The organism is Treponema medium, from assembly GCF_017161265.1.
GTDB lineage: Bacteria > Spirochaetota > Spirochaetia > Treponematales > Treponemataceae > Treponema > Treponema medium.
This window is the reverse complement of sequence record NZ_CP031393.1, coordinates 1068459-1090438: the sequence shown is the minus strand read 5'-3', so window position 1 is coordinate 1090438 and position 21980 is coordinate 1068459. Positions and strand designations below refer to the sequence as shown.

Genomic DNA, 21980 nt, shown 5'->3' with positions numbered 1-21980 from the left:
CTGGTATATCCTTTGAGGAAAATAACTCTCTCGAAGAAATTGAAAAGCAGATTAATACATTCATTAATACTTTATATGCAATATAATTCTTCAACTAGTTTATCAAGTTGTTGTTGAATAGGAATTAACATCTTTTCAGAAGCATATACAGATAGTCCGGATAAAAACTGGTCTCTTTTTATTTCAATTGCTTTCTCATAGATATACTTGAACTGTAATAACTGTTTATTATTTGGAATTACAAGAGGAATTTGCCTTGCATCATTAATTTGAAATGTTTGTGTATTATTTATAAAAACATCTACATAATTGCTCATAAAAGTTGAATTAATAACACTGATAATAAAATATTCCGGAACACTATCAAGTAGTCCATACATACTCATACTTTTTACATCATTTATACTCTTTGTTTTCAGTCTGCATTTTAAAAAAGTTGTATTAATGTCAGTCCAACAAAATCCCTCCTTAAAATTAAACTGAGGATTTCTAACGACGGGCATTCCGACACCTTTTTTGCCTGAATTAGTCTTCAAAAATTGGACATTTTCTTTAGACCAAGCAATTGCAAAAGGTGTTTCCAAGTACCAACGATTTCCATCTTTATCTCCCTTGTCGTATGGAACATAGAACGGCTTTTTTGTATCAATTCCATTTTCTTTTTCGTCATCTGTAAGTGTTTCAACATCTGCAATTTCAGCATCATCGATAAGCTTATAGATATAGCCCTGCCCAAAAATATCACGTCCATATTTTTCTTTTATTGAATCAAATTGTTCTGCTATTTCAGTTTCAGAAAGTGATGCTAAATATTCTTTAATATTGTTTATATTGCCTAATTCTTTTGCCAATTGTGGTTCAGCTTCCATCGCTGCTATTAACTTTTTAGGTCTGCTATTTAGAACATTGGCAGCCCACTTTGAATTTTTTCGTATAGCAATGTATTTACCATTGTTTCCAGTAGCAAGCCCTTGACCGCCCTCTGTCAGACATCCAAGAAGCGCTATATCACCAGGTTTTAAGCTTTCGCGATATTTTTTCAATTCAACTGCATTTTCTGAAATTTTTTTACTGGTCTCAATTTTATTCCACCATCGATCATAAAGTTCCTTTACTCTGGCTCCATATAATTGCCAGATTTTTAAGTTTTTCTCTGTAGGTTTAAAAATAACCATATTTTGGGTGTTTCTATATACTTCTTGCAGAACAGGTTCAAATATTATTGGCTTGTGCAAATTTTCAGATCCGTCAAGAAACTTAATAGTATTTGATTTTTCAAACTGAGTATTCGAAATTTGAATAATGCACGTATCAACAAGAACAGTCTCAAATGGATTGGCGGTATCAAAGACGTATTGAATATTTTTATCAAGAATTAAATTACGCATATTTCGTTTTGTTTGAGTAGTCCAAAATGTTTTTGGAATAATGTAATTCAATGACCCATTTTCTTTTGTTAGTTCTAAACCTTTATATGTAAAAAGATTATATGTATCATCGCTAAATCCAAACTCTGATTCATATTTCTTTTTTGTATCTGTAGAAATACCTTTTGTTGATATATAGGGCGGGTTCCCAATCACAATATCAAAGCCATCTTTAACATTGAACATCCAATCAGCGTCAAAAAAAGAACTTACAGCATTCTGATTATATGGATTCCATACAGCACGCTCTCGTAACTCGTGATCTGTAGATTTATCAAGAGATTTCTTAGTTTTTGCATCTGCTAATTGTTTTCGTTTATCTTTTAATAGCTTTTTCAAATTCTCTCGTTCTTCCTCATTTTTATCTTTTTGAAATAATGTTGTAGGTGCTGAATCGAAAAGACTTTGTTCCATTTGTGCGTCAACCATAATAACTGGAAGGTCTTTAATCTTCACTTCGATAATTTTTATATCACGTTCGAGTGTTTGAACCAGTATCGGATTTATACTTAAAAACTGTGTTGCAAGCATATCTATAATTTCTTGACGTTTTTTTCTATCTTGTTCCCTACATTCATACTTTTCTTTTGCAGTAGATGCTTTAAAATGCTGTGTTCTAATGTATGCCAGTTCATTTTTCAGTTGAGAAAGCGAAGTATTAACAATATCAAGATACTGTGCATCTTCTTGTCTTAATCCGATTAAAGTGTCTGCAGCAACAAATTTGGTTTCAAGATTTGGAAGATGGCTAATACCATAATTATCTTCTGCACTATTATTCTTTTCTTGTTCACAGATAAGGCTGATAAAGAATCTGAGTTTACAAATCTGCACAGCAATCGGTTGAATATCGATACCATAAAGACATTGCTCAATTAAAGTTAATTTTAGTTGATAAACAGATTGTTGAGACTCATGGCTACCGTTACACTTTTTAATAATATGCACTATTTTATGAAGCGCACTCATAGGAAAAGCTCCAGAACCACATGCAGGATCTAATATCTTAACCTTTTTAATAGCCTGTACAATACTATTTTGATTAGCGTAGTCATAATGTTCGATTTCATCATTAAATAATGTATCAATTTGCTCAGGTGTGATTCCTGTTACGGTATGTAAAAGATAGTGCTTGAGCGATTCATCTATCATAAAATCAACAATTTCACGAGGTGTATAGAATGAACCAGAAGCTTTTCGTGCTGTGTCGCGCGTTTCAGGATTATAGGTTCCTAAAAGATTTTCGAATACCTTCCCAAGTAACTCAGGATCGAGCGCAATTTGTACATCGTTTTGAGTATTTTCTTCAACAGTAAAATTATATCGATGAAAAAGATGCAGTAATCCTTCATGGTCATTATCATTTTGCCAAAATAACTGATTGGGAATAAAAGCCATCCATTCCGGCTCACGACTAAATCCATCTGTAAAACACTCTATATTTTTTGTCTTAGTTGCGTCGTCTTTTAGTTCATCAAGACATTCAAACAGACCTCCATTTAGAAAAGGCACAGGCTTAAAGCGTTCAATAATTTTTTCTCTTGGCTCCTTAAAAAATGTCGCTTTACTGTTATCACGATAAAATATTTTTACCCCAAACTGCGTATTATAGGCTATTTTTGTATCGTCAGCAAAAGCGCGATCTTCTATTTTTTTATTCAGTGTTGCAAAAAAGAGATTCTGGATAATGGCATTGTAGTAGTTACCGGATTCTCTACTATCTGGTATAAAATCTGTAAGAACTTTTTGCAGTTCATTTACATCAAAAATCCAAGACGGGATTAAATCTTTTTGCTTAATAAACCAGACAAACATAAGCCGGGTAATCAAACGAATCATGTTTAATTCATTATTTGCCTTTGATTGTTTAACGTTAAAATTCCCATTTGAGTCGCGTGTTGTATCTCCGGAAGGAAATGTAACAACCGATAAAGCCCATTTATACCATTTAAAGAGCTCTGTAAAAAATTCTTTACTCAGCGCTTCCACACTGAATGCATCTAACATATCTGCTACGGTTATATCGCTATCGTCGGCTTTTTTTGCCAGCTTCTGGAAACGTTCTGCAATAGTCCGGCAAGGATGTCCTGTTCCGCACAGGTACGTATACCGCTTTGCACTAGTACTGGTTTTAAGGGTTTCAGCTCGGTGCACAAAACTTACCCGCCACTCATTTTGATTATCAGCAAAATGGAAAAAGATCAGAGCGGATGTATTATCTTCCATAATTTTACGGATACAGTTTTGAATACTAACTCGATTTCGTTTTAAGTGCACCGAAGACTGCACTGTTACATCGGCAAATGTTATAGGAAATGTACCTGAAATCTGTGCTATGATTGAAGCTTGTAAAATAGTCTGTTTATCGGATTCTGCTAAGACAATCGGCGTCGTTTCCCGCAAATCTTTTGCTGTTTTGAAAATAGGAAGGATTATCTCTTCATATATCGTGTCTTTCCCGGGATAAGCTTGTTCAAAAATAGTGCGAAAGTCTATCATAGTGTGTTCCTTAAAAAATTTTATTTATTTTTTTGCCTTTAGCTGTTTTTCTAAATTTTCCAATGCCGCCAATTCAAGACTATCCGATTTATCTGATTCAGCAGCATAAAAAGTCTTGCGCTTTGCATCAAATTCAAGATATATAGCCTCAACTTTCTTTTCCATTTGTTGATGAGAACGAATACCTTTGTCATTTAACAACAAGAAACCATTATCAACTAAAATTTTATCGAAATTCTCCTTCCAATAAAGCATTGTCAAATCTTTACGCATCTTTGCGCGTAATTCTGCTGTTTCTAAGAAAATAATGACAATTCGATTTAAGATATCAAGCTCATCCTTTGTAAGATAGTTTTTTGAAATATAGATATCTTGTTTTCTCACTATAGATCCTTTCCAGCTCGTTAGTGCCATATTAGGCTTTGAACTATCAGCACGACTTAAAATAAGTTCTGCAGCAGTTTTATGTGTAACTGCATAAATGAGCTTATTTTGAGTAACAGCAAAAAAGTTTTGAGTTGCTTTATCGGAACTATCGTAATCAGAAGAAAGAGCAAACAAATCACGAACTTTTTGATAAAATCGTTTTTTCGATGCTCGTATATCGCGAATACGCTCTAGCAGTTCGTCAAAATAATCAGGTCTTCCATCCGGATTTTTAAGGCGATCATCATCCATTACAAAACCTTTATGTAAAAATTCAGTCAAATTTTGATTTGCCCACATCCTGAATTGTGTGCCGCGTTTACTGCGAACTCTAAAACCAATAGCTAAAATCATAGGCAGCGCATAATAGGTAATTTCATAGTTTTTGCCGTCAGAGGCAGTTGTCAAGTAATTCTTGACAACTGATTTTTCATCCAGTTCTTTATCATTGAAAATATTTGCAATATGTAAACTGATATTTTGTTTAGAACTCTCAAAAAGTAAAGCAATCTGTTGCTGATTCATCCATATCATACCATCTTGCGCGTATAATTTTACATTGGTTTTACCATCTTCAGTATTATAAATAATTATTTCATCTTTTTGTTTTATCATACTCGTTCTTCCTTCTCGTTATTCCGTGATAAGCGCTATTGAAAGCGCTGCATTTGCGTCTGTTTGATCGGTATGTTGACATGCTAATTGATAGAGTTCTGTAATGGCTGCTTCCTTATTATCAAACAGCCCATCATCGTCAAAATCTGCTTTTAATACTTTTTTTGCTAATGTTGAATTATGGTGCATAAGTGCATCAGAAATGACATCGAGCATGTTACGCAATTTAGTAGACTTACTCCCTGTGTATAATGTTTGGATTTTACTTCTCGCTTGTGTTATCTCTTTGTTCTGCTTGTTTTTTCTGCCCCGAATAATCAATGCTGCATTTTGCTTATCTTTTTTATAGCATTCCATAATTGCTTCCTGGAGATCCTTTAGTGTGTCTCTATTTATATTGGTCTGTACTGTATCAAATTGTATAAGCGGTTTTAATGCCTCAAAAAACTCCAGTTGGCTCACTTGTTTTACTGCTTCATTTTGAGAAGCAAGATACAAGAAAGATTGTGTAGTACTTTTCCGGTCAGTATGCTCATGTACGGCGGAAAAAGAACCGTGTTCTCCCGTCGTTATAGAAGAAATAACAAGATTGTTTATAGCTTTTAGCCGAGCATACTCCTCCGGATGTTCTTTTTGAAATACCTGTAATTCTGCGATAAATGGCATAATTGGACTTTCTTCATCATCGTCTATTGTGGATAGTGACGGTGGGAAATGTCTAACCTGTTCTTTTTTTGAATAAATTTGAGAATCTTCGCCAAATAACTCATGAAAAGCTTGCAATTTTATATATGTTCTATTTTTAATATTGATATGTGCATCGCCTAATGTAGAAGGATAAAAATTATAATTCCATATTGTTTTTGCGTCCGTACCGATACGGTTAATTCGTCCAAGCCGTTGCATAAGACGTGTCGCATTCCACGGAGAATCATAATTGAGGATTGAATTCGCACGATGTAAGTTTACCCCTTCCGATAGGACATCGGTGGTAATCAGTATCTGATAGTCATCCCGCTGTTCACCTTTGTAATTTGCATCAAAGTTTGCAGCAATGACATCTTTCATTTTATCACGATTTGCCGCAGTGATTGAAAGGACATTACACTGTGGTATCGGCATTTCGCCTAATTTTTGGACCAATGCCCTTTGTGTTGCAATGCATTCGGTAAAAATAATGAGCTTTCGGTTTTTATTTCTACTTTTTTTCAAAAACTGATTCGCCGTTTCAAAAATGAATGTACTCATTTTCGGGTCTGATGTTTGTTTATCCCATTTGCTGCATAAATCTGCGATAAGATGTAAATCATTACGGAGCAGAATAATATAACTTTCATCAAAATCAGTTCTTTTATATTCTCGATTGCTGCCGGTATCGCCATACCCGGAATCTTTTTTGTTTGCTTTTTTTGCTTTATCGGCAAGTATATTAAGACACTGCTCAAATCCGCCCTGTTTTTGCATGGCACCATCGGAGAGTTCTTTATTTACATCTATATCAGGACAAATAAAAATACGGTCTACTTCCCACATTTTAATCATATTTTCTGTGTAGCGGAAGAGATTATGGAGCGATTCCTTAAAAGCTGCTTGGCTACTTTCAAGTCGTTTAACCAAAAATATTTCCATCAACTGTGCAAGCCGGTCTGCAGTATTGCTAACCGTTAAGTTTCTGAACTCATATAATGCCCGATGCTCATCGCTTTTCAGAAATTCAATAGTACGGTAGCGATAATAGCCAAGTCCGTCTTTGCCAGCTTCCGTTCCGAGATCAAGTAGTTGATTTCCTGCTTCGTCCATCTCAATATGACTAACCTGCGGTGCAATAATATTGATGGTTGTGTTAAAAAGCTGCTCCAACGCTCCTTTCATCTCATAAGGGATTTCTATAGGTTTGTGTATTTGAGGAAACTGCAAATTTTGCGTCTTCATATCATCTTGATAGTTTTTTTCAATATCTGTTCGTGTCCGTCTGATGATGAGCGGCTCAACAATATGTTTACGTATATCTTTATTATCCTCAATAAGATTTTTAGTATCTTCTTCTAATTCTTCTTTTGTTTTACGGATTTTTTTTCCATTGATTATTTTATAGAGCTGAATATATTTTTTATAACGGTCTTGCTTTTCTGCAAAGTAACCTTCTAGATCGTTTCCGAATGTACCAAGATTGCACAGGGTTGCATTTTTATGTTCGCGCTGGAACAAATAAATCTGATTCCGTAAATCATACGGAGCATTATTTTGCGGAGTTGCCGAAAGAAGCATTACATAAGGCTGAGGCTGTATGTTTCCTATTAAGGTATCAAGCTTTCGGTACATAAGGGTATCGTTATTTCTAAAGCGATGGCTTTCGTCAACGACAATCATGCTGTATTGTTGTTTTTTTACTACTAAATCAAAATCATGTCCATCAACATAGTCATCACTCTCGCCGCTGTCATCAAGATGCCCGATTGTAGTAAGGTTAATACGCCGTACAATTTTGTTCTGAGGAACTTCGTTTTTGTCAAAATAGTTGATTGAATCAGTCCAGCTTTGTTTAATTGCCGGAGGGGTAATAATGAGTACCGGATGAGCAAAGTTTGTCTCTAAAAGATGCCGCTTTACAATCATCAATGCAGTAAATGTTTTGCCAAGCCCGACAACATCGGCAAGGATAAACCCATGATGCCGCTTCATAATTGAAAAGCCTTGGTTCACTGCGTGATTTTGATAGGTAAGCTGTTTGAAGTCCGGATCGTGGGGAATATAGGAATCCGGATTGATTGTTCCATCGCCGTTTATTACTTCATCAAATTGATCAATCAAAAACTTTATATAGGTTTGATAGGGAGAAAGGACGATATACGGCGTTTCCTGGTGAGCTTGCGCGTGGCGTTCTGTCCTTTCAGTTTCTATTCCTATCTCCGATTTTTTTAAGACCTCCTCCAAAAACGCTCGTGTCCAATCAGATGCTAATGCCCATTTTTCATTGAACCATGTAGTATGCCCTTTTGAAAGATTTATCCCGTCCGGCTTTGCCGAAATTATTTGGGTGTGTGTTTCAAGGTAATCCAGTTCTGAATTTTCTTGTAAGCCTTTTTGGGTAAAATTACTACTGCCGATAATCCCGTATGCGATGCCGGTTCCGTATAAAATATAACACTTGGAATGGAAAAACTGCCGCTTATCATCCTCGCTTACACCGCGAAAAATGCGTATCTCTATTTTCGGGTCATTGAGTCCTTTATGTTGTTCCTTGCAAAAATTCAGTAAAAGCTGTACAGCGGGAATGTATTCAGATTTTACCTTTAAATCGGCAAGATCGGTTTTGATAAAATCCTGCGGATAGTCGGCATCCTTATATTTGACATCGGCACTGTACTGTGCAAAAAGATACGGGTCTTTCCCGATAAGAATCCGCACCCGCGTATCTGCCGACCGCTCTAAGAATGCGCGAAGTTCTGCTGCAATCAGCTGTGTTCCCGGAATATCCCAGTACCCTGTTGCAATGTCGATATGGGTAATGTCGGGGATCTTGATGAGTTCTTTAAGCGTATCAACAAGCTTTAAATGTTCGGAATTATCAATCAGTGTACTGTGTATAGGCATAATACTGTTCCTCGAAAGAAACAGTATACCATAAATTTACCCCATAAGAAAATTTTTCACACTTTTTTCAAAAAATTTCCTTTTTTCCCTCAAAATTCTTAGCCGAAAAGCCGTACGTGTCGCATATAGAGATTAGCTTATAGATATTTAGGAGGCTAACGAATGAAAAAACTCTTTTTTCTTGTATCAATTATCTGCGCGTTGTGCGAAGCAGGGTGTGCAGGTTTTTCCAAACAGCCGATTTTTACCGAGATTATCGGAGAAGAAGCCGAACCTGTCAAAATAGTCAAAACCGCACGGATGGAAAACAATGCCGTGCAGATGTACTTCACCGGTACGGCGGAATTTCTTTCGGCGGAAATCTTTATACCGGAAACGGGAGAAACGCAGGCGTGCAGTACCGAACGTATGGATATCCCCGACGGCTTTACCGATTCCGAAGGACAATCCGGTAAGGTAGATACCTACACCGCCTTTGCGCTTACTCCAACAGCCCCAATCGGAATCGGCGCTCCTTTTGTACTGCGCGGTTCCGTATCGGATACCAAGCACAGCGTTCTTGATTTTGCGCTGCCGTTTGAGGGAGCCAATACGCGCCCTGCAAAACTGCGGATAACCGAAATCCGTCCGTTATACAGCAGCAAACCGAAAAGTGAATTTATTGAGTTCATCGTAATGGAAAGCGGGAACCTTTCCGGCATCACTATCACGAATGTCGGGGATAAGCAAAACCCGCACTATCGGTTCCCCGCCGCAGAAGTTTCCGCTGGTGAGACCATCGTATACCATTGGCGTTCCGTCGAAGAAGGTATCCGCGATGAACTTACCGCTAAAATTATTTCAGGCGGAACGCAATCATGCCCTGCTGCGCGCGATTTTTGGGGACCGTATACGAGCATTCCAAAACGGAACGCCAATGTGATTCTGATAAAAGCCGGAGCAAATGGCGATATTCAAGATGCCATTCTCTACTGTACCGAAAAAGAATTTGCCAAGCGAGGCGCAGCTCCTGCATGGAACGATGAAGAACTGGTACGGGAAGCGGAAGCAGCCGTTGCAAGCGGCGTATGGCGAAGCGGCGCCATTTTAAAGGCAGCCGTTATTGCACCGATAACCGCCTCAAAATCGTTAGTACGCGATGCAAAGTCCGGCGTCAATAAAGCCGAAAGCTGGACACTCCGCGATTCAAAAAAGGTTACGATGGGGAAACCGTATTAATTGGTTACCCTTGCATAAACGCATACAGACCCGTAAAATTAAAGCCGTGATAAGGATATCCGTGTGCTGAATTTTCAACGACCGCTTTCTTTTTTCCTCTTGCTGTTACTGCCGGCTTTTGTGCTGCTCCGGCGGACGGGGAGATTGCAAGCGGTATCAATATCGCTGCCTCTTGGAAATTGGAATGGGTTTGTCCCCGAAAAAAATCTGCGGGTGTATTTTGCGCACCGTATCTCCCAGTACACCCTTGCGGCAGCCTTTGTATTTGCCGTCGCAGCGCTTGCGGAACCGGTACGGCAAACCTCCGAAGCAATGTATGCCGGTTCGGGACAGGCGCTGATGTTTGTCATCGACACCAGCCCCTCGATGGCGGCACAGGACATGGGAACACAGACACGGCTTGAGGCGGCGAAGCAGATTATCAAGTCCTTTGCGGAAAAATATGAAGGTGACTCGTTAGGGCTTACCGCGCTGGGAAGTTCCGCCGCCGTACTCATTCCGCCGACAATCGATCGGCACACGTTTCTGACTCGTTTGGAGCAACTGCAAGTCGGTGAATTCGGCGACGGAACGGCAATCGGTATGGGGCTTGCCTCTGCCGTGCTGCATCTGACACAGTATTCCGCGATTCCCTCACATATCATTCTCTTTACCGACGGAGATAACAACACCGGCGAGGTGCATCCCCGCGCGGCCGCGGATATCATCAAACATAAAAAAATCGGATTTTACATTATCGGATTGGGGAAGTCGGGATATGCGCCGGTTAAGTATATCGATCCGATTCAAAAAAAAGAAATTTCCGGTACGCTCAACACCGTGTTTAATGAAGCGGAGTTACAAAAAATCGCCGGTTACGGTAACGGCCGCTATTTTTCGGCACAGTCACCCGAATTATTAACGGATATTTTTAATCGATTTATTCAAAAAATACCGGCGACGCCTCCTTCAATGACCATACGTAAATACGCGTACCTTGACGGGCTGTTTTTATTGATTGCAATGAGCTGCGCGGTAGGAGCATGGCTGCTCCGCAGAATCGGAATGCAGGCGGTGTCATAATGATTGAATTTGAAAAACCGTTTTTCCTGTTGTTCATCATTGCTATTCTGCCTGCCTGCGCCGTTACGCTGTATCGCATAAAAAAATTAAAAGAAAGCTACGCTGCGGCGGGAGAGATTCACGCCATTATACGGACACTGCGAATCCGAACGGCGTTTTGGAGTATCGGCTGGCTGTTTCTCAGTATTGCTGCAGCCGTACCGCTCTGGGGCACAAAACAAACCACCGTAGTCAAACACGGAAATGCGGTCATCTTTGCCGTCGATATTTCGCGTAGTATGACCGTCGCCGACATCGCACCGAACCGGCTTGAATTTGCAAAGCGTTATGTTTCCTTTTTGATAGAACGCTTACCGGAAACTGCCTGCGGACTCGTTACGATAAAGGGACTGGGTACGCTTGCCGTACCGTTGAGTTTTAATCATCAAAGTGTACTGACTGCAGCGGAAACGCTGTCGCCGTTCAATGCAACTTCGGCCGGTAGTAATCTTGAACATGGGCTGCGTATCGCATTGGAGGCATTCCCCGAAAATCGATTAACCGGAAAAACGGTTGTGCTGTGTACCGACGGCGGTGAAACAATCGGTTCGGTGCCACGTATTCTTCCGCGGTATCGGCAAGAAAATGTTCAACTGATTATTATCGGCTTTGGAACGGAAACAGGCGGCACACTCTCCATCCTGAATGAAAAACACGAATCGGTCGTGCAAAAAAGCGCGTTGGAGGAATCTATTCTTAAACGCTATGCGGAGCAAGCATTGAACGGAAGTTTTTATATTTCTGCTGCTGACCTCGGTTCGGCGCAAAAGGTGCTGCAATCGCTGACGGAAGGCGATGCCGAAAGTGAGAAAATACGATATGTGCAAAAACCGGTACGGCGGACATTCGAGTGTACGGCGATGGCGCTCCTCTTTTTTTGTCTCGGTCTTTGTGCGGGAGGTATCCGTGCTAAAAAAATGTAGGCGTCCGGCTGCCGTCATATCACCCATATCATCACGTTCAACATTATTATCATCGTTATGTAGATCATCATTTTTGTCGGTGAGTTTTATTTTTTTACTGATAACGATGGTCGGTCTATCGGGATGCAGCGCAGAACAGCAAACCAAAATTGCACACGTAAAAGGAACACTCGCATGGATGCGGAGCGATTGGAATGATGCCGTGTTGTGTTTTTATGAGGCTGAAAGTTTAGCGGCGGAATTATCCGATGACACCATAAAACCGTACACGGATTTTGCACTTGCCTCTTCATATCTGATGCAGGGAGAGGATGAGGCTGCATCCGGAAAATTACAAAATATTTCCGAAACGGCACCTGAAATTTTACGGGCGCATCGATTTTATCAACAAGGCATTATTGCGTTTCACTCAAAGGATTATGCGGAAGCAGCGGCATTGTTCCGAAAATCATTGGAGCTGTCCGGCCGCGATACGGCAGCTAAGATTAATTACGAGTTGAGTAAAAAGTTGAGCGACACACAGCAAGAGATGCAGCATCAAGCTCCGCAACAGACGTCCGAAGATCCCGAAGCCGATCTGACGGATTCGATTATCTTAGATATTATTCGCAAAAGAGAGCAAACCGAATGGAAAAAAACACAGCGAGAATCGGAACCGGCGATAAACGATTATTAGGACTTTTAGTATGCAGGCTAGTCGCGAAGACGGCAACAATCTTTTTTTTCTTTTGTGCAGTCGCAATCCTCTATGGGCAGCAAAACGATTATGCCGAGCATTTTATTGAACTCAAAATAGACGGTACCGAATTATCAATTGATCGTGAATTTGAAATTGAAGTTATCATCAAACGAGAGGCTCCGTATTTGCAGAAGAATAATGACAATACGCCGCGATTTATCCTCGAGCAGAGCGCAGATACGGCAGAGCTGATACAGAGCAGTGCAATTCCCGAACGGGACGGCCTGCATTTGCGCTATCGGTATCGTTTTAACAAAACAGGCAGGTTCCGGTTCGAACCGGAGCTGCAATGGAAACGGCAAACGGTCAAGCTTACACCGCTGGATATAACCGTACACCGGCCGCGGCTTTCGGAACATACGCCGTTTGTGTGGATGCTGTATTCTGTAAGCGGTCTGCCGGTTGCGGACGGTGCAGCCCTTGAACAAGGTACGGAATACATCCTGTGTTTAACCGCAGCCTTTTATTCGGCAGGACATACCGAGCACTACCGGCACGCTTTGCAAACCGCCTCTGCTCAAATCGAAGCCGCCCGCCTCGAAGCGCCCCGTTCCGAAGCCGGTCGATCAGGAGTTTCCGGTTCTGCAGGACTTGGCTCCGAATCAACCCAAGCCCAAGATGACCGAAGCGGCGCTGCTGTTCGGGATATGCACAGTGAGCCGCCGTTACCGGCTGAAATAGTCCGTATTGAATGCGCTCCATCCGAAAGCGCTGCGCTGAAACCGCTCACTCTTGCCGAATTGCCGTTTGGTGCGGCTGTTTTAATAAACTTGTCAGCCTTGCCAAATGCGGCAGGTCTGACGGATGCAAGTGTTTCCAGTGCAGTCCTGCCGACTGCATCCGTTCCATGCGAAGATTCCGACGACGAGCGCTATGTTCTTGCCACCTTTAGTTTGATACCCTTGCGGATAGGTATTCAAAGCCTTCCCCAAGCGCAGATATTTTTTACAGCAGGCGGAAAAGCATTCAGTACCTCTGCTGCGTACCGCATCGACCGGCAGAAAATTACCGAGGCCGCCGGTAAAAGCGGCGCGGACGGCTTCACCGCCGCTGCGTTTCAGGCGGGAACGCCTGAAACGCAGTACAGCGGCAGCACTATGACCGAGCAAGAAAAAAGCGCCGCGGCAAAGCAGATAGCCGAATATCGTAAGCAGGAAGCTGCGGCGCTTTTTTCTCCCGCAATCCGTCGTGAACGCAGAAAGTTGGAAGCTGCGTTGGAAATTGCGCATCCGTTGCCGCTGTATCCGCGCCTTCTCGGTATTCTAACGGCGGTAATCTCAGGTATGCTGCTGATCGGTGCAGCAGTGTGCGGTTTCCGCAATAAAAAGCGGGTTATGCTACTTTGTATCATCATCGCATTGTGCAGCGGAACTCTCACCGCCGTATTGTTCCGGCTCATACTGCAGCCGCAGGGCGTGTGCATTGAGGATGCCGGCGAAATAGCGGTGCGGCGGATACCGGAAAATACCGGCACTATTGTGCACCGACTTTCGGCAGGTGAAAGCGTTATTATCATACGCAAAGCGCCGCAATGGTACTACATTAAAACCGTCGGCGGAGTTACCGGCTGGATCGCCCCTCAATCGGTCACACAGTATAATTAACGCAGGACAACGCATTGTCTTGATGTTTTTGATAAAAAATGATAGAAAAGATAAGCTATTGCTTTTTACAGGAGTTTTTTATGAAATGTAGATTTTGTGAACAAGATATAAAATCGGTCGGTCATAATTTAGTATCAGCGACCGGCGATATTGTTTGTCCCAAGAACCCGACAAAAAAGCATATTGCCGTATATGACGGAGTTCATTGTATTCACTGCGGACGTCAAGTAAGCATTCTCGGTGATAGAATTGTTACCTCAGCTGGAATAAGCTGTCCGGCATCCCCATCAGGGCGGCATGTTGTAAAATAGCAGGGAAAAGGGAGCGAAGCAATAGGTTCTTGGCGCTCCCATCTTTAACACAAAAACAGGAAACCGGAATATCGGAAATAAAAAGTATTTATAGATTTCAGCGTTTAGAAAAAGATAAATCTTTCTTTATTTATGATAAAAATATTCAGCTTCTTCAGATATACAAGTTGGCTATGTATTTTAAGGTTCATTCGATTTTTGTGTAATAAGCTTCTTTTGTTCATCGCTTTTTCTTGATTCTTAGAATATCGTATGTATAGAAAAATAGTCCCTGAGCTTAAACGATGGAAAACCTCATTCTACGAAGGTATTTAAAAAAGAACCTGATGTGTTTTGTCTTGGATGATAACCTTGACATATCCAAAGAAAATTCGATATACTTATGACCTATAACTTTATTTTATGTGCATTAAGAAAAATGTACTGGAGGAGAATAGTTGGCGGAGAATAAAGGTTTGCGGATTAATGAACAGATCCGTGTCCGCGAGGTTCGTTTAATTGATGATGCAGGGGAGCAAAAGGGCATTGTTTCCACCCTTGAAGCTCTTAGGATGGCTCAAGACGTTAATCTTGACCTCGTTGAAGTGGCTCCGCAAGCGGATCCTCCCGTTTGCAAGATCTTAGACTATGGAAAGTATCGTTTTGAATTGGAAAAAAAGCTCCGTGATTCCAAGAAAAAACAGAAGCTGCAAGTTCTCAAAGAAATTCGTATGCAGCCTAAGATAAATGACCATGATCTATCTTTTAAAGCACGGCATATACAGGATTTTCTTGATGACGGCGATAAAGTAAAAGTAACAATCCGCTTTCGGGGGCGGGAGTTAGCCCATACCGAGCTGGGGCTGGACGTATTAAATAACGTACTGGCAAAGCTCGGCGGAGATTTAACGGTAGAAAAACCTCCGGCAATGGAAGGGCGCACCATGTCAATGACATTAGCGCCCAAATCAAAGAAATAATTTACGAGGTGTACTATGCCTAAGATGAAGAGTAAGAGTGCCGCAGCAAAACGTTTTAAGTTTACCGGCAGCGGTAAAGTGAAGTACAAGCAAATGAATTTGCGTCATATTTTGACCAAGAAATCCCCGCAACGCAAACGCGATTTGCGCAAAGCTGGAATTTTAGCCGAAGCTGACAGCAAAAAAGTAAGAAAGCAGCTGCTTCCTTATGGCACCAATTAATTTTTGATTATTTAGGAGAATACAATGCCGAGATCGTTATGTTCAAATAAACGCATCCACAGACGCAAGAAGATTTTAAAGCTAGCAAAGGGATTCCGCGGACGCAGAGGTACGAACTATAAAGCTGCAAAAGACGCTGTTGTAAAAGCGCTTACTCATAGCTTTGAAGCACGCCGCGACCGCAAAGGCGATATGCGCCGCTTGTGGATCAGCAGAATAAATGCCGCTGTTCGTGCGGAAGGAATGAGCTATTCACGTTTTATCAATGGAATGGCAAAAGCGGGTATCACTTTAAACCGCAAAGCCTTATCCAATATGGCTATCGAAGATCCGGTCGCTTTTAAAAGCGTTGTCGAACAGTCAAAAAAAGCATTAGGAGCCTAACGTATGTTAAACCTCGATCAAATTAAACAGCTTGAAGCAAGAGTCTCAAAAGCGATTGAGCTGATGCAGACACTCAAAGATGAGAACGATTTATTAAAACTTGAACTGCACGATCGCCAAAAACGAATCGAAGAGTTGGAGAATATAGTACTTGTCTTTAAAAACGACCAAGCTAAGATCGAGGAAGGAATCATCAATGCGCTCAATCACTTGAGCGCATTTGAAGATACCGTGTATCAAGCGGCGAATTCCACCGCGACATCTGCCATATATGGAACGGCTCCGGCAGCAAACGAATCTTCGATAAGTGACGCTGCGGAAACACAGACAGAAACATCAGCGCCTGTTGTAACGGAACAACCGGAACCCATAGCGGATGAACCAACGGAGACGCAGGCTCCCGTTTCCACACCTGAAACAGCAGTACAGTCGGCTCCGCAAGAACCGGTAAATCATTCCAATCAACTGGATATTTTTTAACGATGGCCGAACGCAAAGGGCGGCTGCAAATCGATCTGTTAGGTACGTCATTTGCGCTCGAGGCTGATCAACCCGCTGAATATCTACAGTCCATTTATAATCATTACAAAAAAGTCGTTTCGGAGGTTCAGCAAACATCCGGCGTCAACGATTCTTTGCGTGTGGCGATTATCGCCGGTATCCTGCTTTCGGATGAATTGAGTAAAGAACGGCTCAATCAGCAGGGAACATTTCCGCAAGACGAAGCAGAGGTGTTAATTGAGCAATCGACAAAAAAAATGATTGAAGATATTGATTCGATTATTTACTCACTTGCTCCGTCAAATGATGAACAAGTATGACCCTTTTTGTCGATGCGGATTCCTGTCCGGTACGAATTCGGGAAATTATTTGTAAAACGGCAAAACGACTGCAAGTTCCGGCAGTGTTTGCCGCCAACCGTCCTATCCCTATTCCGAAAAATTCTTATTGCACCTCGGTTATAACCGAAGCCGAAGATCAAGCAGCAGATATGTATATTCTTGCCCATGCTGTGCAGGGGGATATGGTTGTTACCCGTGATATTCCGCTTGCAAAGCAGCTTGTCGATACACACATCAAAGTTATTAACGATAGGGGAATTGTATATACTACCGATAATATCGGCGAGCGCTTATCCATTCGGAATTTTATGTATGAACTATCCGTAAACGGGCTTACCCCCGAACGGACTAAAGCATTCGGAAAGAAAGAAATTATGGAATTTGCCCAAGCGCTCGATCGAGAGACGCAGCGTCTTCTGAAAAACGCTCCTTGATGGCTTGAATCCTCGGTACAATTTCAAAAAAAGCATCGGTGATTTCTGGATCGAATTTTATGCTGCGCAGCCTTTGTACCTCTTCCAAAATTTTATCTTCAGTCCATTCTTCTTTATACACTCGTTTACAAGAAAGCGCATCATAGACATCTGCAAGCGCGGTAATGCGGGCGCCAAGCGGAATTTCTTCACCAATAAGCCCCTGTGCTGCGGTATGTTTTTTATTATATTTTAGTATTCCTCCCGTTTCCAAAGAAATATGACCGGGGTAACCGGTCCCATCCCAGTTTTCGTGGTGTCGCAGCGCAATATCCCTCGACATGGTATCAACCGCCGAGTTACCTGACAAAAACAGCTTTGAACCGCGCCATGTATGGCTCTGCATAATTTGGTATTCTTCCGGTGTGAGTTTGCCGGGTTTTTTAAGTATCGTGTCGGAAATGCCGATTTTACCAACATCGTGCAGCATAGCAGCGATTTTGAGTGCATCTCGGAATTTTTCGCGTTCATGCCGGTGGACATTATGGTTAAATGCCCAGCGGTCATAAATTTCTACCGCATAGTTTGCCACCCGATGCACATGCAGCCCCGTCTCCCGCGGATCATGCAGCTCAGCCATCTGCACCATTCGGAGAATCATCTCGCGGGTTAGCGATGCATGCATAAGCGTTGCCGCAGCATTTGCCGCAAAATGAGAGAGGAACATCTCATCATCGGAAGTAAATGCGCGGATGCGACCATATATGTCAAGCGCATTAATCATCTGTAACACACCCAATACATCGCCGGAAACGGCAATCAACGGTATCGTCAACGTCGATACTGTTTTATAGCCTGTCGCTATATCACTAACAGTACCGAATTTATAATGCTTATCGGGAGAAATGGCATAAACATCAGGTTCATTGATCAACTGTTTGGTCATCGCAGCTGACCCTGCAATCGTCGTGTCATTGATTGGAAACGAAAAAATATGAAACGGAAGCTTTTCTCCCGGCTTTAATCGCTTTTGCAGTGTTGCGTTTTGTGCATAGTGAATAATCAGATGATTTCCTTCCACCAGATAAATGGAACCGGCATCGGCATTCAGCGCCTGCCGCGCCTCAGTTAATATCCTTTCCAGCAAAATATCTTTATCGCGAATACTATATAGCCGGGAAGTAGTCTTCATTATATCAAACAGAATTTCTTCCCGTGTCCTTACCGTCGGTATCGTATTCATACTATTTCCTTTCTACATTACAGTTAACAATATGCGAAACCTGATAATATCATCTAAAATGCGATGTGACAATAAGGACGGGCACCCTGTCAAACGTGTAAAATTATGATACACTATTAACAAACTTTCAGCGTTATCGCGATTCATACTGCGGAAACGACTGAGAGGAATCCACTCTTTCCGCTCAGGAGGAACAATTATGAATATAGAAAACATTCAACCCAAAGAAGTATTCCATTGGTTTGCCGAAATTTCGGCTGTGCCGCGCGGTTCACACAATGAAAAAGCCATCAGCGATTTTTTAGTACGCTTTGCAAAAGAACGTTCGCTTGAAGTGTATCAGGATGAGGCGCTCAACGTCATTATCAAAAAGCCCGGGACGGCCGGATACGAAAAATCCCCTACAGTTATATTGCAGGGACACATGGATATGGTCTGCGAAAAAACGGCGGATTCGAATCACGATTTCCTTAAAGATCCGATCAAGCTGATTGTGGACGGAGACAACCTCCATGCCGACCGCACAACACTCGGCGGCGACGACGGTATCGCGGTCGCTTATGCATTGGCAATTCTCGATTCCAAGTCGCTTGCACATCCGCCGCTTGAGGTCTTAATTACCACAACCGAAGAAGTCGGTATGGATGGGGCACGAGCGTTAAAAGCCGATCATTTGCAGGGGAGAATTCTTTTCAATATCGATTCCGAAGAAGAAGGGGTCTTTTTAGTCAGCTGCGCAGGCGGCGCGAATACCCATGTCGATTTTAAGATCGAAATGGAACCGTTGAAGGGACAGGCGCTCTCCATCAAAGTCGATGGACTGCTCGGCGGGCATTCCGGTATGGAGATTATTAAACAGCGTGCAAACGCCATCAAACTACTGGGACGGATTTTGTCCGCAGTAAAGGCGGAGCAGTTCGTACATATTGTGTCCATTTCGGGCGGTTCAAAGCATAACGCCATTGCAAAAGAAGCGCAGGCGATTATCACCGTCGAGGATGCCGCCCGCGCACAGACAGCGATTGCAAAACTTGCTGAAGCAATCAAGGCGGAATACCGTGTTGCCGACAAAGATATCCGCATCATAGCCGAATCGGCGACAGCTCTGCCTAAGATGATGTATAACGGTACGGTCAGCTCCGGCATCATAGACTTTATGACGATGGCTCCTGACGGGGTACAATACATGAGTATGGATATCCCCGGATTGGTGCAAACCAGCTTGAACAACGGCATTCTTGCCCTTGACGGAGAAACCTTAACGTTTACGATTTCGGTGCGCAGCTCGGTGAAGAGCGAATTGGATGAAATTGTGCAAGTGCTGCGGCTCTGCGCCGAACGTACCGGCGGTATCTTTAACAAGGTATCGGAGTATCCCGCGTGGGAGTATTCGCCGAAGTCGCATGCCCGAGACGTTGCCGTAAAAACATACAAAGACCTTACCGGAAAAGAGCCGGTTGTTTCCGCCGTTCACGCAGGGCTTGAATGCGGGCTTATCAAAAAGACCATCCCCGATATCGATGCCGTCAGCTTCGGCCCGAATTTATACGATGTGCATACCCCGAATGAGCATTTGAGTATTTCCTCAGCCGAGCGGATGTGGAAGTTTATCGTTAAACTTCTGGAAAACATGCGATAAAGAATATAACTTAATGGTTTACGCAGAGAAGCAGAGGGGGGAATAGTTAGGTCTTAGTCGATGCTTTTCTGCGTTCTTCGCATGCTCCGCGGTTTTATTATCTATTTTCCAGTTTTATTAAAAATATTTATAAATAGATAAAAAAATAATTATATACTTGCGAGTGCCGATAATATATGATACGATATACCAAAATTATTAATTGGAGGTTCTATTTATTTATGGAAGCGTTTTTACAAAACCTTACTAATGTAGTCGGCAGCATAAACGGCTTTGTATGGGGGCCATATTTCCTTATTCCCCTACTCTGCGGAACAGGGTTATTTTTTACCATCCGACTTAAAGGCGTACAATTTGCAAAATTCGGAGCTGGATGGCGCAGACTTTTCAGTAATTTTTCATTAAAGGGAGAAACAGCGGGAAAGCACGGTATGAGTTCTTTCCAAGCTGTTGCAACCGCGATTGCTGCGCAAGTCGGTACCGGAAATCTCGTCGGTGCAATGACGGCTTTGATTATGGGCGGCCCGGGAGCAATCTTTTGGATGTGGCTCGCTGCATTAGCAGGTATGGCAACAAACTTTGCCGAAGCCTGTATCGCACAAGTTTACAAAACAAAGGATAATTCGGGGCAGACGGTCGGCGGACCCGCATATTATATTTCACGCGGTTTGGGAAATACAGGCTTTGCAAAATTCCTTGCGGCGTTCTTTGCCATCGCAATTATCCTCGCACTTGGATTTATGGGTAATATGGTTCAAGCGAACTCAATTTCCGATGCCTTCTTAAACGCTTTCTCTGTACCAACATGGATAACCGGAGTTATTCTTGCTGTCATTGCCGGTGTTATTTTTATGGGCGGCGTCAAACGCATTGCATCCGTTACCGAAAAAGTTGTTCCATTGATGGCGATTATCTATATTGTTGTCGGTATCATCGTTATTTTGATGAATGCATCCAACATTCCGGCAATGTTCTCCATGATTTTTAGAGGCGCCTTTAACCCGCGATCCGTTTGGGGTGGAGCTTTAGGATTCGGTATGGGACGGGCAGCCCGTTACGGTATTGCACGCGGTCTTTTTTCCAATGAAGCCGGTATGGGTTCAACACCGCATGCACATGCAGTTGCAACTGTCAATAATCCCGTTGAACAGGGCGTATTGGGAATCGTAGCCGTATTTATCGACACCTTTGTCGTTTTAAATATTACGGTCTTTACAGTACTCAGTGCAGGAATTATCAAGTTTGAAAATGGTCAGCCGGTAATGAAAGGTATTCAGTTGGTTCAGGAGGCTTTCTCTCAGCACTTGTTCGGACATACTTTCGGCTATCTTTTCATTGCAATCTGTTTATTCTTTTTCGCATTCTCCACGATTATCGGTTGGTACTATTTCGGCGAGACCAATATCCGTTATCTGTTCGGCTCAAAAGGATTGATGCCTTATCAGTTGCTGGTCATCGTATTTATCTTCTTAGGCAGCTTGCTAAAAATTGACTTGGTATGGGAGCTGGTAGACTTCTTTAACGGTATTATGGTTATCCCGAACCTTATCAGCTTGTTGTTGCTAAGCGGTACGGTTGCGGCAGTCTTGCATGATTACAATGCAGGTAAGCCGTACGATGTCAATAATTATATCAGAAAGTAGTAACTGGGCATCTTCTAAAAACTCGGTTAGCTTTTAGAAGATGCTTCATCAGCATAGCTGATAACGAGTTTTAATTTAAGTCGTTATATCGCAATAACTTAAATTAAAACATCGAAACAACAAGCGGGCAAACGCATTAGACAGAGTAGATATAAATCGCAAAATCAGGAGGTTAGGC

The 21980-nt window shown here is 42.1% G+C and carries 18 protein-coding genes; 14 read left to right on the top strand and 4 right to left on the bottom strand.

All coding sequences use genetic code 11. The features are described 5' to 3' along the window. Positions 1–71: 71 nt before the first annotated feature. Genes DWB79_RS04895 through DWB79_RS04885 form a run of 3 tightly spaced genes read right to left on the bottom strand, consistent with a single transcriptional unit; the run spans position 72 to position 8561 of the window. Complete coding sequence (locus tag DWB79_RS04895) at positions 72–3926, bottom strand: Eco57I restriction-modification methylase domain-containing protein (protein WP_016522932.1); 3855 nt, start codon at positions 3924–3926, stop codon at positions 72–74. Positions 3927–3950: 24 nt separating this feature from the next. Next, entirely contained in the window at positions 3951–4967 is a 1017-nt protein-coding gene (gene rhuM / locus DWB79_RS04890) for a RhuM family protein (protein ID WP_016522931.1), read from the bottom strand. 18 nt (positions 4968–4985) lie between these two features. Next, positions 4986–8561, bottom strand: coding sequence for an SNF2-related protein (locus tag DWB79_RS04885; protein WP_016522930.1), 3576 nt, complete (start codon positions 8559–8561; stop codon positions 4986–4988). A 162-nt stretch (positions 8562–8723) separates the two neighbouring features. Between DWB79_RS04885 and DWB79_RS04880 the strand changes: the two genes are divergently transcribed. From DWB79_RS04880 to DWB79_RS04825, 12 genes are all read left to right on the top strand, one after another. Continuing rightward, positions 8724–9779, top strand: a complete 1056-nt coding sequence (locus tag DWB79_RS04880; protein ID WP_016522929.1) for a lipoprotein TP_1001-related protein — start codon at positions 8724–8726, stop codon at positions 9777–9779. A 63-nt stretch (positions 9780–9842) separates the two neighbouring features. Next, positions 9843–10841, top strand: coding sequence for a VWA domain-containing protein (locus DWB79_RS04875; protein ID WP_016522928.1), 999 nt, complete (start codon positions 9843–9845; stop codon positions 10839–10841). After that, positions 10841–11803, top strand: a complete 963-nt coding sequence (locus tag DWB79_RS04870) for a vWA domain-containing protein (protein WP_016522927.1) — start codon at positions 10841–10843, stop codon at positions 11801–11803. Before DWB79_RS04875 ends, DWB79_RS04870 begins: the two co-directional genes overlap by 1 nt. 79 nt (positions 11804–11882) lie before the next feature. After that, positions 11883–12479 (top strand): tetratricopeptide repeat protein, encoded by a 597-nt coding sequence (locus DWB79_RS04865; protein ID WP_252722501.1) that lies wholly within the window; start codon positions 11883–11885, stop codon positions 12477–12479. After that, complete coding sequence (locus DWB79_RS04860) at positions 12431–14146, top strand: SH3 domain-containing protein (protein WP_016522925.1); 1716 nt, start codon at positions 12431–12433, stop codon at positions 14144–14146. The genes DWB79_RS04865 and DWB79_RS04860 overlap by 49 nt, the downstream gene beginning before the upstream one ends. 80 nt (positions 14147–14226) lie before the next feature. Continuing rightward, a complete protein-coding gene (locus DWB79_RS04855) occupies positions 14227–14457 on the top strand; it encodes a hypothetical protein (RefSeq protein ID WP_016522924.1) in 231 nt (76 codons plus the stop codon). A 437-nt stretch (positions 14458–14894) separates the two neighbouring features. Beyond that, positions 14895–15416 carry a translation initiation factor IF-3 gene (gene infC, locus DWB79_RS04850; RefSeq protein ID WP_016522923.1) on the top strand — a complete coding sequence of 174 codons (522 nt, stop codon included), beginning with the start codon at positions 14895–14897 and terminating at the stop codon, positions 15414–15416. A 15-nt stretch (positions 15417–15431) separates the two neighbouring features. Beyond that, positions 15432–15638: a 50S ribosomal protein L35 gene (gene rpmI / locus DWB79_RS04845; protein ID WP_016522922.1), complete on the top strand. Its 207-nt coding sequence runs from the start codon at positions 15432–15434 to the stop codon at positions 15636–15638. Between the two features lie 24 nt (positions 15639–15662). After that, a complete protein-coding gene (gene rplT, locus DWB79_RS04840; protein WP_016522921.1) occupies positions 15663–16022 on the top strand; it encodes a 50S ribosomal protein L20 in 360 nt (119 codons plus the stop codon). A gap of 3 nt (positions 16023–16025) precedes the next feature. After that, entirely contained in the window at positions 16026–16502 is a 477-nt protein-coding gene (locus DWB79_RS12275; protein ID WP_016522920.1) for a cell division protein ZapB, read from the top strand. A gap of 2 nt (positions 16503–16504) precedes the next feature. Continuing rightward, complete coding sequence (locus DWB79_RS04830) at positions 16505–16843, top strand: cell division protein ZapA (RefSeq protein ID WP_016522919.1); 339 nt, start codon at positions 16505–16507, stop codon at positions 16841–16843. Then, positions 16840–17298: a YaiI/YqxD family protein gene (locus DWB79_RS04825; protein WP_016522918.1), complete on the top strand. Its 459-nt coding sequence runs from the start codon at positions 16840–16842 to the stop codon at positions 17296–17298. The genes DWB79_RS04830 and DWB79_RS04825 overlap by 4 nt, the downstream gene beginning before the upstream one ends. Here DWB79_RS04825 and DWB79_RS04820 read toward each other — a convergent pair. After that, a complete protein-coding gene (locus tag DWB79_RS04820; RefSeq protein WP_016522917.1) occupies positions 17237–18520 on the bottom strand; it encodes a GAF and HD-GYP domain-containing protein in 1284 nt (427 codons plus the stop codon). The genes DWB79_RS04825 and DWB79_RS04820 overlap by 62 nt on opposite strands. Positions 18521–18719: 199 nt before the next feature. On the opposite strand from DWB79_RS04820, the gene DWB79_RS04815 reads away from it, so the two are divergent. Both DWB79_RS04815 and DWB79_RS04810 read left to right on the top strand, forming a co-directional pair. Next, complete coding sequence (locus DWB79_RS04815) at positions 18720–20159, top strand: aminoacyl-histidine dipeptidase (protein ID WP_016522916.1); 1440 nt, start codon at positions 18720–18722, stop codon at positions 20157–20159. 221 nt (positions 20160–20380) lie between these two features. Beyond that, positions 20381–21802: an alanine/glycine:cation symporter family protein gene (locus tag DWB79_RS04810; RefSeq protein WP_016522915.1), complete on the top strand. Its 1422-nt coding sequence runs from the start codon at positions 20381–20383 to the stop codon at positions 21800–21802. The last annotated feature ends 178 nt before the right edge of the window (positions 21803–21980 follow it).